This is a genomic window from Amycolatopsis sp. EV170708-02-1 (assembly GCF_022479115.1).
In the GTDB taxonomy this organism is placed as follows: domain Bacteria; phylum Actinomycetota; class Actinomycetes; order Mycobacteriales; family Pseudonocardiaceae; genus Amycolatopsis.
Map to the genome: position 1 here is coordinate 5,182,470 of NZ_CP092497.1, position 13,502 is coordinate 5,195,971.

General features: G+C 69.2%; 14 protein-coding genes and 1 pseudogene. 4 read left to right on the forward strand and 11 right to left on the reverse strand.

The features are described 5' to 3' along the window. Positions 1-109: 109 nt before the first annotated feature. The 4 genes from der to MJQ72_RS23515 all read right to left on the reverse strand — a co-directional run bounded on the left by der (position 110) and on the right by MJQ72_RS23515 (position 3,636). Positions 110-1,591, reverse strand: coding sequence for a ribosome biogenesis GTPase Der (gene der, locus MJQ72_RS23500; protein WP_240593120.1), 1,482 nt, complete (start codon positions 1,589-1,591; stop codon positions 110-112). Between the two features lie 4 nt (positions 1,592-1,595). Continuing rightward, complete coding sequence (locus MJQ72_RS23505) at positions 1,596-2,264, reverse strand: 1-acyl-sn-glycerol-3-phosphate acyltransferase (protein WP_240593121.1); 669 nt, start codon at positions 2,262-2,264, stop codon at positions 1,596-1,598. Next, positions 2,261-2,965 carry a (d)CMP kinase gene (cmk, locus tag MJQ72_RS23510; protein ID WP_240601400.1) on the reverse strand — a complete coding sequence of 235 codons (705 nt, stop codon included), beginning with the start codon at positions 2,963-2,965 and terminating at the stop codon, positions 2,261-2,263. The genes MJQ72_RS23505 and cmk overlap by 4 nt, the downstream gene beginning before the upstream one ends. Positions 2,966-3,057: 92 nt before the next feature. Next, the gene (locus MJQ72_RS23515) at positions 3,058-3,636 is read right to left on the reverse strand and encodes a TetR/AcrR family transcriptional regulator (RefSeq protein WP_240593122.1); all 579 of its coding nucleotides are present in this window, start codon (positions 3,634-3,636) and stop codon (positions 3,058-3,060) included. 91 nt (positions 3,637-3,727) lie between these two features. On the opposite strand from MJQ72_RS23515, the gene MJQ72_RS23520 reads away from it, so the two are divergent. Genes MJQ72_RS23520 through MJQ72_RS23530 form a run of 3 tightly spaced genes read left to right on the forward strand, consistent with a single transcriptional unit; the run spans position 3,728 to position 5,821 of the window. Continuing rightward, the gene (locus tag MJQ72_RS23520; RefSeq protein WP_240593123.1) at positions 3,728-4,120 is read left to right on the forward strand and encodes a DUF4267 domain-containing protein; all 393 of its coding nucleotides are present in this window, start codon (positions 3,728-3,730) and stop codon (positions 4,118-4,120) included. A gap of 15 nt (positions 4,121-4,135) precedes the next feature. Then, positions 4,136-4,618 carry a cation:proton antiporter regulatory subunit gene (locus tag MJQ72_RS23525; protein WP_063272281.1) on the forward strand — a complete coding sequence of 161 codons (483 nt, stop codon included), beginning with the start codon at positions 4,136-4,138 and terminating at the stop codon, positions 4,616-4,618. A gap of 6 nt (positions 4,619-4,624) precedes the next feature. After that, positions 4,625-5,821, forward strand: a complete 1,197-nt coding sequence (locus tag MJQ72_RS23530) for a cation:proton antiporter (protein WP_240593124.1) — start codon at positions 4,625-4,627, stop codon at positions 5,819-5,821. Positions 5,822-5,985: 164 nt separating this feature from the next. Here MJQ72_RS23530 and MJQ72_RS23535 read toward each other — a convergent pair whose 3' ends face one another. From MJQ72_RS23535 to xerD, 7 genes and pseudogenes are all read right to left on the reverse strand, one after another. Next, the gene (locus MJQ72_RS23535) at positions 5,986-7,854 is read right to left on the reverse strand and encodes a Xaa-Pro dipeptidyl-peptidase (RefSeq protein ID WP_240601401.1); all 1,869 of its coding nucleotides are present in this window, start codon (positions 7,852-7,854) and stop codon (positions 5,986-5,988) included. 97 nt (positions 7,855-7,951) lie between these two features. Further along, positions 7,952-8,704 (reverse strand): pseudouridine synthase, encoded by a 753-nt coding sequence (locus MJQ72_RS23540; RefSeq protein WP_007035528.1) that lies wholly within the window; start codon positions 8,702-8,704, stop codon positions 7,952-7,954. After that, positions 8,694-9,476, reverse strand: coding sequence for an SMC-Scp complex subunit ScpB (scpB, locus tag MJQ72_RS23545; protein WP_240593125.1), 783 nt, complete (start codon positions 9,474-9,476; stop codon positions 8,694-8,696). Before scpB ends, MJQ72_RS23540 begins: the two co-directional genes overlap by 11 nt. Continuing rightward, complete coding sequence (locus tag MJQ72_RS23550; RefSeq protein WP_240593126.1) at positions 9,473-10,408, reverse strand: ScpA family protein; 936 nt, start codon at positions 10,406-10,408, stop codon at positions 9,473-9,475. Before MJQ72_RS23550 ends, scpB begins: the two co-directional genes overlap by 4 nt. Continuing rightward, a pseudogene (locus tag MJQ72_RS23555) lies at positions 10,408-10,832 on the reverse strand (cobyrinic acid a,c-diamide synthase). The gene MJQ72_RS23550 and the pseudogene MJQ72_RS23555 overlap by 1 nt, the downstream one beginning before the upstream one ends. Further along, complete coding sequence (locus MJQ72_RS23560) at positions 10,829-11,854, reverse strand: ParA family protein (protein ID WP_016335360.1); 1,026 nt, start codon at positions 11,852-11,854, stop codon at positions 10,829-10,831. Before MJQ72_RS23560 ends, MJQ72_RS23555 begins: the two are co-directional and overlap by 4 nt. A 92-nt stretch (positions 11,855-11,946) precedes the next feature. Beyond that, complete coding sequence (gene xerD, locus MJQ72_RS23565; protein ID WP_240601402.1) at positions 11,947-12,849, reverse strand: site-specific tyrosine recombinase XerD; 903 nt, start codon at positions 12,847-12,849, stop codon at positions 11,947-11,949. Between the two features lie 118 nt (positions 12,850-12,967). Here xerD and MJQ72_RS23570 point away from each other — a divergent pair, with 118 nt between their 5' ends. After that, positions 12,968-13,453, forward strand: coding sequence for a DUF1707 domain-containing protein (locus MJQ72_RS23570; protein ID WP_240593127.1), 486 nt, complete (start codon positions 12,968-12,970; stop codon positions 13,451-13,453). Positions 13,454-13,502: the final 49 nt, after the last annotated feature.

The following is a 13,502-nucleotide window of genomic DNA, read 5'->3' on the forward strand; positions in this document are numbered from 1 at the left end:
ATATCTCGGGAGGGTCTCGGCAGAGTGTCGAAACTCACCGGTGGACACGCCGAAACCCGAGGTCATCGGCGTGTCCATCCAGTGAAATACCCACCTACATCGTGAGAAATCAACGCGCTTTCGGTTTACCCGCAGACTTTCCGGCGGCTTTTCCGCCCGCCTTGGGCCTTTGCTTCTTTTCCCGCACCCGGACATTCACCCGAACGGGGCTGCCTTCGAAACCGAACCGCTCACGGAACTTCCGTTCGATGAACCGCCGGTAGCCCGCCTCCAGGAAACCGGTGGTGAACAGGACCAGCGTCGGCGGCCGGATACCCGCCTGGGTCGCGAACAGCACCTTCGGCTGCTTGCCACCGCGCACCGGCGGCGGGGTCGCGGCGATGAGGTCGGCCAGCCAGCCGTTGAGCTGGCCGGTGGGGACTCGCTGGTCCCACGACTTCAGCGCGGTCCGCAGCGCGGGCGCGAGCTTGCGCACCGACCGGCCGGTGAGCGCCGAGATGTTGACCTTGTCCGCCCACGGCACCCGCACGAGGCCGCGGTCCAGCTCACGGACCATGGCGTGGCGGCGGTCCTCGTCGACGAGGTCCCACTTGTTGAAGGCGAGCACGCACGCGCGGCCCGCCTCGACGACCATCGTCAGCACCCGCAGGTCCTGCTCCGAAAGCGGCTCGGCCGCGTCCAGCAGCACGATCGCGACCTCGGCCGCGTCGATCGCGGTCTTGGTCCGCAGCGAGGCGTAGTACTCCGCGCCGTTGGCCGAGTTGACCCGCTTGCGCAGACCGGCCGTGTCGACGAACCGCCAGGTCTCGCCGTCCAGCTCGACCAGCGAGTCGACCGGGTCGACGGTGGTACCGGCGACCGAGTCCACGACGGACCGCTCCTCACCGGACAGCTTGTTCAGCAGGCTGGACTTGCCCACGTTCGGCTTGCCGACCAGCGCGACGCGGCGCGGGCCGGTGGTGGCGCGGTCGCCGTCACGCGGCATCGACGGCAGCGCCTTGACGATGGCGTCGAGCAGGTCGCCCGAGCTGCGCCCGTGCAGCGCGCTGACCGGGTACGGCTCGCCGAGGCCGAGCGACCACAGCGACGCGGTGTCGGCGAGCAGGCGGTCGTCGTCGACCTTGTTGGCGGCGAGCAGCACCGGCTTCTTCGAGCGGCGCAAAACCTTGGAAACGGCCTCGTCGGTCGCCGTGGCGCCGACACTGGCGTCGATGACCAGCAGCACCGCGTCGGCGGTGGCCATCGCCATCTCGGCCTGCGCGGCGACGGAGGCCTGCAGCCCGGTCGCGTCCGGCTCCCAGCCACCCGTGTCCACCAGCGTGAACCGGCGGCCCGCCCAGAACGCGTCGTAGGCGACGCGGTCCCTGGTCACCCCGGGGACGTCCTGCACGACCGCCTCGCGGCGGCCGAGGATGCGGTTGACCAGGGTCGACTTGCCCACGTTCGGCCTGCCGACGACGGCGAGGACCGGCTGCGCGAGCTGTGCCTCCTCCTCGGCCTCGCCCGCGGCGATCTGCGCGTCGAGCGCGGTGAATTCGGATTCGTCGGACCAGGAGCCGTCGATCTCGCCGACTCCGTCTAGCTCTGTCATGTACTCAATCCTGTCGCGTGTCTCGGAGCCCGTGCTCCAAGCGCCATTCGTCCAGTGCCTTCACGAGGTCCGCGAGCGCGATGCGAAGCCGCTCGGTTCCCTCCTCCAGCCCTGTCCTTCCCTTCCCGATCGCGGGAGTGAAAGGTTCGCCGACCATGATGTCGACGCGTGGCCGCCAACGCCGTTTGGCGCCGGCGGGTTTGTACGTCCCCCGAGTGGCGACCGGAACCACGGTCGCGTTCCCGGCGCGGACCAGGAAGGCCGCGCCGCGCTCGAAGTTTTCGGCGTCACCGAGGCCGCGGGTGCCTTCGGGGAAGATCCCGACCGCACCGCCGTCCTCGAGCACCTTGACCGCCGCCATCAGCGGCTTGCGGTCCACCGCCCCCCGTTTCACCGGGATCTGGCCCAGTTTCGGGAAGAACCAGCCGACGAACCCCCGGAAGAGTTCCTCCTTGACCAGGAACGCCGTGCGCCTCGGCAACATTCCGAAGAGCAGCTGCGGTTCCACCATCGAGCTGTGGTTGGCGATGAACACCACCGGACCCGACGCCGGGACCCGCTCGGCGCCGTGCACCCGCACCCGGAAGGCGGGCCGGACGATGAACTTCGCGATGCCGCGGCCGAACGTGTGGATCGGGCCGCTCGCGCCCTCGGGAAGCCCCCGCGCGGTCACCTCGTCGCCTCGGCGGGGCAGCCTTCGAGAAGGCCGCGGTGCAGGGCCAGTTCCGCCAGCGCGACGATCACCTGGTCGATGTTGAGCGCCGAAGTGTCGACCTCGACGGCGTCCTCGGCCGCGCGCAAGGGCGAAGCCGCCCGCGTGGAATCGAGGCGGTCACGCCGTTCCACCGCCGCCTTGGCGACATCCACGGTGGACTCCCGGCCGGCGGCGGAGTCCTGCGCGCTACGACGTGCGGCGCGGACCTCGGCCGACGCGGTGAGGAAGATCTTGAGCGGGGCGTCCGGCGAGACGACGGTGCCGATGTCGCGGCCTTCGACCACGATGCCGCCGACCCGGCCGAGCGCCTCGGCGATGATCTCGCGCTGCCGGGCGACCAGCAGTTCACGGACCGCGGGGACGGCCGAAACCGGCGACACCGCGGTGGTGACGTCCGCGCCGCGGATCTCGGCGGAGACGTCTTCACCCGCCAGCGTGACAGTCGCTTCGTCCGGGCTGGTCCCGATGCCGAATTCGGCCTTCCGGGCGACGTCGGCGATCGCGTCCGGGTCGGTCAGGTCGGTTCCGGCGCGCAGGACGGCGAGGGTGACCATGCGGTACATCGCGCCGGTGTCGAGGTAACCGGCGCCGAGCTTCGTCGCGAGCTTCCGCGAAACCGTGGATTTCCCGGTTCCGGACGGGCCGTCCATCGCGACCACACCACGCAGGGCTCCCGCCACCGAAACACTCCTCAGCTCATCCGTCGCTCATCTGATCGACGTCCATTCTGCCTGGTGGCGCGCGGCACGCCTCAGCCGCCCACGGCGAACCGGTCGACGAGCATGCCGATGCGTTCCGCGCGCGCGTCCGCCGGGAGCCGGCGGCTGCGTTCGAGGGTGACCAGGCCGTGGAGGGCGGCCCAGAAGGTCTCGGTGTAGAGGGCGGGGTCGTATCGGCCGGCGACCGGGCCCACGACTTCGAGCAGGGCGCCGAACGCGTCCTTCAACGGTGCCGGGCTGTCCGGGCTGGCGAAGCTCAGTTCACTGGCGAGGGTGAAGATCGCGTCGTAGAGCGCGGGTTTGCGGTCGGCGAAGTCGAAGTAGTTCCCGGCGAGCCGCAGCAGGGCGTCCCGCGCGTCCTCCGCCGCCACGGCTCCTTTCCGCATATGGGCGGCCATTTCGGTGCACCCTTCGAGCGCCGCGGCCGCCATGATCGCCCCCTTGCCGGAGAAATGGCTGTAGAGCACGGGCTGGCTGTACTCGATCTTCGCCGCCAGCCGCCGGGTCGTGACCGCGTCCCAGCCTTCCTCTTCGGCGATCTCGCGAGCGGTGGTGACGATCAGCTGTTCGCGTTGCGAGCGGTCCCGCTCGCGCCGGGGGTTCGTGACCATACGAATATGCTAGCACCGCTAGACAAGCTAGCAGCGCTAGCGCTAGCCTCGGTCTCGTTCCTAGCACTGCTAGCTTTTGGAGTCGGAGACCATGACCCGCATCAAGATCGCTTATGTCCTGTCCGCCGCCCTCGTGCTCTTCGTCCTCTACTTCGGGAGCGGTTACGTGTTCTTCCCGGCGACCCAGACGGGCGGCTTCGGGCTGCCGGTGATGCCGTCCGATGGCGACCCGATCCTCGCGGTCAAGGGTGTCCGGGACATCGGCACGGCGCTCGTGGTGCTCGCGCTGATCCTGTTCCGGAACGCCCGCGCGCTGGGCTGGGCGATGCTCGCGCTGGCGTTCATCCCGTTCGGCGACATGCTGATCGTGTTGACCCACAACGGATCCGTGGGCGCCGCGCTCGGCATTCACGGCGCGACGTGCGTCCTCATGGTCGTGATCTCGGCGTTGTTCCTGATCCGACCGGCGCGAAACGGACAGTGAGTTACTGTTGTTCACGTGAACGTCGAAGTGACCCCGCTCCCCGGAATAGGCGTCCGTAAGGACTTCGCCACCCGCAACGGCCGTCGTGTCGGTGTGGTGACCCATCGCGATGGACACGTCGAGCTGATCGTGTCCAAAACGGACGATCCCGACGCCTGCCTGGCGTCACTTCCGCTCACCACCGACGAGGCGGGCGCGCTGGCGAACCTGCTCGGCGCGCCCCAGCTGGTCGCCCAGCTCACCGAAGAGCACCGCGACCTGCCCGGCATCAACACCAAGCAGCTGCCGATCAAGGCGTCGTCGCCGTTCGACGGGCGGACGCTGGGCGACACCGCCATGCGCACGCGGACGAGCGTCTCGGTGGTCGCGGTGATGCGGGCCGGTCAGGTCCACCCCTCCCCCAACCCGGATTTCAACCTCACCGCGGGCGACGTGCTCGTCGCGGTCGGCACCTCCGAAGGTCTCGAGGCCGCCGTCAAGATCTTGAAGTACGGCTGATCGCGGATGGATCACACCGCACTGTCCTTGATCGAACTCGGGGCGGTCTTCTTCGGGCTGGGCGCGTTGGGACGCCTCGCCGGGAAGATCGGGATGTCCCCGATCCCGCTGTACCTGATCGGTGGCCTGTGCTTCGGGCAGGGCGGGTTCATCCCGCTCGGCGACATCGGCGACTTCACCCATCTCGCCAGCGAGATCGGTGTCGTCCTGCTGCTGCTCCTGCTGGGCCTGGAGTACTCCGCGGCCGAGCTGTTCACCGGACTGAAACGCTCGTGGGTGGCGGGTCTCGTGGACATCGTGCTCAACGCCGCGCCCGGCGCGATCGTCGCGCTCATCCTCGGCTGGGGACCGATCGGCGCGATCGTGATGGCGGGCGTCACCTACATCTCGTCGTCCGGGATCATCGCGAAGGTGCTCGGCGACCTCGGCCGGCTCGGTAACCGGGAAACCCCGGTGGTGCTGTCGATCCTGGTGTTCGAGGACCTGGTGATGGCGCTGTACCTGCCGATCCTCACCGCGGTGCTCGGCGGGGTGAGCTTCCTCGGCGGACTGAAGGCCGTCGGGATCTCGCTGATGGTCATCACCGTGGTCCTCGTGATCGCGCTGAAGTTCGGCCGGTACGTCTCCGCGGCGGTGGACAGCCCGGACCGCGAGGTGTTCCTCCTCAAGGTCCTCGGCGCGGCCCTGCTGGTCGCCGGCCTGGCTTCGGCGATGCAGGTTTCGGCCGCGGTCGGCGCGTTCCTGCTCGGCATCGCGATCTCGGGTTCGACGGCGGAGAACGCGACGCACATGCTCGAACCGCTGCGGGATCTCTTCGCGGCCGTGTTCTTCGTCGTGTTCGGGCTCAACACCAACCCCGCCTCGATCCCGCCCGTGCTCGGCTGGGCGGTCGTGCTGGCGGTCGCGACCACGCTCACGAAGGTCGGCACCGGATGGTGGGCCGCGCGGAGACAGGGCATCGGGAAGATGGGCCGGGCCCGTGCCGGGGCCGCCTTGGTCGCACGAGGCGAGTTCTCGATCGTCATCGCCGGGCTGGCGGTGGCGGCGGGCGCGGTGACCGGCGAACTCGCGGCACTCGCGACGGCGTACGTGCTCCTGATGGCGATCCTCGGCCCGACGGCCGCGCGGATCGTGGAACCGGTCGCCCGCGCTCTGCAGCGGAGGCCCTTCGGTTCCAAAAGCCCGGCCTCGCAGACCGGCTGACCCGCCCACCCGCGAGTTACGCCTCCAAGCACGCGAGTTACGCGTCTGATCACGCGAGTTCGCCGTTCCCGCACGCCGAGCTCGCGTGCTCGAAGGCGTAACTCGCGTGATTGGGGGCGTAACTCGCGTGATCAGACGGACGACACGAGGTTCAGCGCCAAGTCCTAGCCGCGCTCAAGCCCCGAAACGGTGGCGGGAGCGATCTGCGCCGGCGCCGCCGGAAGCGGAGCCGGAACCGCCGCCGGACCCGAGCCCGCGACGGGCAGCGCCAGCGAGGTCTTGCCCAGATCCACCGTGATCTTCGGGTACTGCGCCGGCCCCGAGATGAACGAGCCGTCCGTCCCGCCGATGATCAGCGCGAGCTGATGCCCCTGCGGGACGACGTGGTCCGTGCTCGCCAGCCGGAACGTCATCGTGTACGGCTGCCCCGGTGTCAGCGGCGATTCCTGGCTCAGCGAACCGTGGTTGGCCAGATCCGCCCAGCCGCGGCTGATGATGTTCAGCCCCACCGAGACCGCGTCGGTGCTCGTGTCCAGGTAGCAGGCGTCGTTGCCGGAAGCGCTCGAACCCCAGCAAGACTGGGTCAGCTCGTTCTTGATGCCTTCCTTCGGTCCCGTGTAGTTCCGGATGGTCGCCGGGCCGTAGTCCACCAGGATCGCCGAAAGACGGGCCGTGGACGTCGACGGCGTCGCGGTCACAGTCACCTTCGCCGTTCCGGACACGTGAAGGTCCTTCGCCAGCGCGCCGGTGCTGAACAGCACGCGCCCGCTCGAAGTCTCGGTCGGCTTCGCGGCCCAGCCGTTCGAGGACTGACCCGACGAGTCCGTGAACGACACGGTGCCCGTCCCCGCGGTCGTGCCGAGCGTGCCGACCCCCGGAGTGCTGCCGGCCGCGGGGCGCAGGGTGACGGCGCTGCCCGCGGGCCACGCCGGCTGGTCCACCCAGACGTCGGGCTCGCGTTCCACACTCGCGCCGGGGGTCTTCTCGATGCCGTTGTCGACGCCGAGCAGGTAGTGGTCGAACCACTTGTGCAGGGTGTCGACCCAAGCCGAGCGCCGGTAGTCGAACGGGTCGACGTGACCGGCCTGCGTCAGCCAGATCTTGCGCTCGACGTTCAGCGCTTCCCACCACTGCCCGAAGTTGATGGTCTTGACGTTGAGGTCGCCGAGGCCGTGCGAAGCGAGCACGCTGGCCTTCACCTTCGAAGCGCTCTGCACGTAGTCCCGGTCGAGCCAGAACGCGTTGTAGTCGCCGTTCGAGGTCGCACCAGCGGTGAGCTTCTGGTTCGCCGCACCGCAGTCCTGCCCGCCGTTGCGCCGCGAGACGGTCTGCGCGAGCCCCGCCGGGCTGCCCTGGCGCAGGTTCGCGCCGTCGGAGCGGTAGTAGTCGTACCAGGAGCTGATGGCGCCGATCGGCACGATGGTCTTGAGCCCGTCGACACCGGTCGCGGCGACGCCGTTGGCCACCGTGCCGTCGTAGGACTTCCCGATCATGCCGACCGCGCCCGTCGACCAGGTCGCGTTCGTCCTGGCCGGACCGGTCGCCGTCGTGTAGCCGTTGGCCCGGCCGTTCAGCCAGTCGACGACCTTGCGCGCCGAATTGACGTCCGAGGGGCCGCCGATGTCGGTGCAGCCGCGGGATTTGTTGGTACCGGCCAGATCCACCAGGACCACGGCGTATCCACGGGGCACGAAGAAGTTGTCGTAGTAGAGCGGGAACCCGACCGGCCTGCCCGCCGAATCGTAGGTCTTGAGCTCGCTCTCGTTGCCGCGACCGCAGCACGAGTAGTACGGGCTCGCGTCCATGATGACCGGGACCTTCTTGCCCCGCGCCGCCGGTTCCTTCGGCCGGATGATGTCGGCGGCGACCCGGTCCGAACGGCCGTCGCCGTCGCCGTCGAGCCCGATGTCCACCCAAGCCGTCTCGCGGACGGCCTGGGCGAAGTCGTAGACCGGTTCGCTGCCCCGCGGTTTCGCCGCGGACTGCGGTGCCGCGACCACGGCCGCGGCGACCGCCAAGATCCCTGCCAGCACGACTGTTTTCACGGTTGAGCCCTTCCCCGTCGGCTGAAAGCCCGTCAGGGAGAGCTAAACGCGGAGATCACCCGTGCAGTAGAGCGGAAAGTCTTGGTTACAGATCGACGGCGCGGTACAGCGAGCCGACCTCGCCGCGGTTCAGCCGCCGGATCGAACCCGACCGCTGGGCGCCGAGCTGGACGTCGCCCAGCGCGGTCCGGACCAGTTTGCGCACCGGGTGCCCGGTGGCCGCCATCAGCCGCCGCACGATGTGCTTGCGACCCTCGTGGATGACCAGCTCGATCTGGGTGCGCCCGGCCAGCATGTCCTTGACGCGGAACTGGTCGACCTTGACGATGCCGTCCGGCAGTTCGAAACCCGCCCGCAGTTCCTTGCCGAGCCCGCGCGGGACGATGCCCTCGACCTCGGCGAAGTAGGTCTTCAGCACGCGGAACGACGGGTGCATCAGCCGGTGGCCGAGGTCGCCGTCGTTGGTGAGGAGCAGGAGGCCTTCGGTGTTCTCGTCGAGCCTGCCGACGTGCACGATGCCGGGCGTCTCCTCGTACCGGCCGCGCAGGTAGTCGCCGACGCACGGACGGCCACGGTCGTCGTTCATCGTGCTGTGCACGCCCTTGGGCTTGTTCAGCAGGAGGTAGACGAGGTCCTCGCGGACCTGGACGCGGGTGCCGTCGACGTGGATAACGGAGTTGTCCGGATCGACCCGGCGGCCGAGTTCGGTGACCACCTTGCCGTCCACGCTCACGCGACCGCGCACGATCAGGTCCTCGGCCGCGCGCCGCGAGGCGACGCCCGCCTGGGAAAGGACCTTCTGCAGCCGAATGCCGTCGGGATGCGGGTCAGATGTCATCGATGGTGTCCACTTCGGGTAGCAACGGAGCGATGGGCGGAAGGTCGGCCAGGGACGACAGGCCCAGTCGCTCCAGGAACAGCTCGGTCGTCACGTACAGCGTGCCAGTGGTTTCGGGGTCGGTCCCCATCTCCTCGATCAGGCCGCGCGCCAGCAGCGTCCTGATCACCCCGTCCACGTTCACCCCTCGGACGGCGGCGACCCTGGCCCTGGTCACCGGCTGCCGATAGGCGATCACGGCGAGGCTCTCCAGTGCGGCTCGCGTCAGCTTGGAACGCTGGCCGTCGAGCAGAAGCTTCTCCACGAACGGGGCATAGACGTCCCTAGTGTAGAACCGCCACCCTTCGCCGACTCGGCGCAGGTCGATTCCGCTGGTCCGCTCGGTGAACTTCTGCGCCATCGTGCGCAGCGCCACGGTCACCCGCGACACCGGCTGCCCGACCGTCTCGGCGAGCGATTCCTCGCTGATCGGCGAGTCGACGACCAGGAGCAACGCCTCAAGCGCCGCTTCGAGCGCCTCGTCGGAGGTGACGTCGGGATAGTCGCCGTCGCCCGCCGCCACGAGCCCCTCGTCGGCGGGCGGCTCCGCTTCGGCCTCCGGCTCACCCGGCTCGTCGGCAGGCGGCTCCGAGGCCTCCGGCGGGCTGAAAGCGTCCTTCACCTCATCCGACGCGACGAAAGCGTCCTTCGCCTCATCGGACTCGGCGATGGGAGCCTTCGGCCCATCCCCGGTCCCGGGCGATTCGGTCTCTTCGGTGTTCTCCGGGGTCACCCGTACTCCTCGTCCTCGGCGGCGGCGCGATCGTGCTCGGCCGCCACCGACGCCTCCTCCACGGACCCGCCGGTCCAGCGCACGTGCAGTTCGGCGAGCGCCTCCAGCTGCTCGAACTGGACCGAGGACTCCCGGTACAGCTCCAGCAGCGCGAGGAACCTCGCCACGATCTCGACGGTGTGCTCGCAGTCCTCGACCAGTTCGCCGAAGGTCGCCTCGCCTCGTTCCGCGAGCTTGAGCCGCAGCAGCGCGGCGTGTTCGCGCACCGAGACCCGGCCCATGTGGATATGCGCGATCGACACCTGCGGTGGCGGCTTCGGTTTGAAGACCGCGACCGCGATCTCGGAGAACTTCCCCACGTCGACGCCGAGCATCACCTCGGGAAGCAGACCCATGAACCGGTCTTCGAGCGCGACCGAGCGCGGATAGCGCCGCAGCGCGCCGGCCTCCAGCTCCCCGAACAGCGCCGCGACCTGCTTGTACGCCCGGTACTGCAGCACGCGCGCGAACAGCAGGTCCCGTGCTTCGAGCAGGGCGAGGTCGTCTTCGCTCTCCACCTCGGCGGCGGGCAGCAGGCGCGCCGCCTTGAGGTCGAGCAGGGTCGCCGCGATGACCAGGAACTCGGTCGTCTCGTCGAGGTTCCACTCCGTGCCGAGCGCACGGGTGTAGGCGATGAAATCGTCCGTGACCCGGTGCAACGCGACTTCGGTGACGTCGAGCTGGTGCTGCGAGATCAGCTGGAGCAGCAGATCGAAGGGGCCCTCGAAGTTCTCCAGGTGCACCTTGAACTTGGACGTGCTCAGCTCTTCACTGGCCAGTCCTTCGGGGACCATCCCGCCGTGCACGGTCTCGTGCACGGCGGGGGTCTCGTCTGCCTCTGTCCGCTCGACCGGCTCTGAGCCGCTGGGAGCAGCCGCGGCCGGGTCGTCCATCAGTTCTCGGTCTCTTTCCCGTCCTCGCTGCCCGCCCGCAGGCGCTGGACGAGGACCGAGTCCTCGCCCGCCGCGTCGAAGTCGGCCAGCAGCACGGCCACCGCCTCGCGGACCAGCCTGCCGCGATCGAGTACGAGGCCGTGCTTCGCCCGGAGGTTCAGCCTGGCCTGCTCCATCGCCAGCAGTTCGTCGCCGGAGACGTAGACGGTGATCTTCGCGTCGTGCTTGGTCCGCCCGGACCCGCTGCGCGCGGCACGGGTCAGCTGTTCCTTGTGCGCGGGCCCCGTCTCGTTCCCGGAACCGTTCCCGTTGCCGTTCCCCTTCGCGGGGCGGGCTGTTCGGGCGCGGGCGGCAGATCGAGGGCGGGGCTGGAGGTGATCCTGAAAAGTTCGGACGCTCCGGGCAGGGAAGCTCGCCTGCTCACCGAGCGATCACCTCGCGTGCCAGCGCGCGATAAGCCGCCGCGCCCGCCGATTTGGGAGCCCAGGTCGTGATCGGCTCGCCCGCGACCGTCGTCTCGGGGAACCGCACGGTGCGGTTGATCACCGTGTCGAACACGGTGTCGCCGAATGCCTCCACCACTCTCGCCATGACCTCCTTCGAGTGCAGGGTTCTCGGGTCGTACATGGTGGCGAGAATCCCGGTGATGTCCAGTTTGGGGTTGAGGCGTTCCTGCACCTTCTCGATGGTGTCGATCAGGAGCGCTACGCCTCGCAGACTGAAGAACTCGCACTCCAGCGGGATGATCACACCGTCCGCGGCGGTCAGTGCGTTCACCGTCAGCAGGCCTAGCGAGGGCTGGCAGTCGACAAGAACATAGTCGTAGTCGTTCATGACCGGACGAAGGACCCGTAACAAAGTGTGTTCGCGTCCTACCTCTGCGACCAACTGGACCTCGGCCGCGGACAGGTCGATGTTGCTCGGCAGCAGGTCGACGCCGTCCACCCGGGTCTTCCGGATGACGTCGGTGATGCTGACCGAGCGCTCCATGATGACGTTGTAGACCGTCTGGTCCAGCTCGTGCGGCTGAATGCCGAGGCCGACCGAAAGCGCGCCCTGCGGATCGAAGTCGACCAGCAGCACCCGGCGGCCGCATTCGGCCAGCGCCGCGCCGAGGTTGATGGTCGAGGTGGTCTTGCCGACGCCGCCCTTCTGGTTGCACATGGCCATCACCAGTGCGGGGCCGTGCCGGTCCAGCGGCGGCGGGTCGGGGATCTCGCGATACGGACGGCCGGTGGGCCCGATGCCGTCGTTGTCGCGTTCTTGCTGCTTGGCGTCCTTGGCTTCTTTGGCGCGCTTGGCCTTGCGGCCGCGGGAAGAGATCGTGTCCTCCGACGGTTCGTCGCCGTCGTGTTCGGCGGGGGTTGCGATGGTCACCTGGCTGAGGCTCGCCGCGGCCGAACCGGCGGACGCGGACGGCTTCGCCGGCTCGTTCGGTGTCGACATGGCGCGAAAGCTCCTCTTCGGCAGGATCCTCGGCAGCCTATGCGCGATCCGGGAGCCGAGCCAACGAGGCACGCCGGGACCGACCGGGGTGATTAGCCGAGCGCGCGCGGATGTGCTGTCGCGTAAACCTCGCGGAGCGTGTTGACCGTGACCAGCGTGTACACCTGGGTGGTGGTCACCGAAGCGTGGCCGAGCAGTTCCTGCACGACGCGGACGTCGGCGCCGCCTTCGAGCAGATGCGTGGCGAAGGAGTGGCGCAACGTGTGCGGGGAAACGCCCGCCGTGATCCCGGCGGATTCCGCGGTGTCCTTGAGGACCTGCCACGCGCTCTGCCGGGAAAGCCTGGAGCCGCGGGCGTTCAGGAACATCGCGGGTGTCCCCCGGCCGTGGGTGGCGAGGGTGGGCCGCGCGCGGACGAGGTACGCGTGCACCGCTTCCAGCGCGGGACGGCCGATGGGCACGATGCGCTGTTTGCCGCCCTTGCCGTCGAGCAGCACGGTCCGTTCGGCGTCGTCGATGTCGTCGACGTCGAGCCCGACCGCCTCGGAGATCCGCGCGCCGGTGGAGTAGAGCAGTTCCAGCAGCGCCCTGTCCCGCAGCGGCCGTTCGCCCTCGGGTGGCGGGGTTTCGAGCAGTTTCAGCACGTCGCCCACCGGAAGCGCCTTGGGCAGCCGTTTGGCCGCGGCGGGCGGGCGGACCTCGCGGGCCGGATCGTGCTCGGTGATGCCGTCGGCGTGCGCGAACTTGTGCAACCCCCGCACCGCGACCAGTGCGCGGGCCGCCGAGGACGCGGCCAGCGGACGATGTTCTTCGTCGCCCTCGCGCAGGGCCGCGCCGAACGAGGTGATGTGCGCCGAGGTGACGTCGGCGAAGCGCTCGACGTCGACGTCGCCGAGGTACGCGGTGTACCGGCGCAGGTCACGCGAGTAGCTGTCGAGGGTGTTCCTCGCGGTTCCGCGCTCGACCACCAGATGGTCGAGGTAAGCGGCGACCACCTGGGCGACTCCGGTACCGCCGGCCCGTGACACACGGACACTCTAGGACCACCGCGACCCGATCGGGGGTTCGCCGCGCGTACCGCGCCGCGGGTGTGAAACGGGCTACCTTGGGAGCATGTCCCAGCAACCGGACCCGGAGGAGATGCGCGTCGGCACCGCCGAACGCGAAGAGGCCGCGCGGCTGCTCGGCGACCACTACAGCCAGGGCAGGCTCACCCCGGACGAGTACGAAGGCCGTGTTCTCGCCGCGTACGAGGCCGTGACGCTCGGCGAGCTCCGGCCGCTGTTCCAGGACCTCCCCGCGCCGCACCCGAAGTACCTGGCGCCGCGGTTCGACCCGCCGCCCTTCGTGCCTGTGTATCAGCAGCCGGCCCCGGTGCTGCCCTACTCGCCGAAGTCGAAGATCGCCGCCGGGGTGCTGCAGATCGTGCTGCCGTTCGGGATCGGGCGGTTCTACACCGGGCACGTCGGCCTCGCCCTCGGCCAGCTGGCGGTCGTGCTGGTCACCTGCGGCGTCGGGGTGGTCTGGCCGATGGTCGACGGGATCGTGCTGCTGGCGAACGGCGGCACCGACGCTCAGGGCCGCCGTCTCCGCGACTGAAGCCTCGTGAGTGGCAAGGACGGTTAGAACCGTCCTTACCACTCACGAG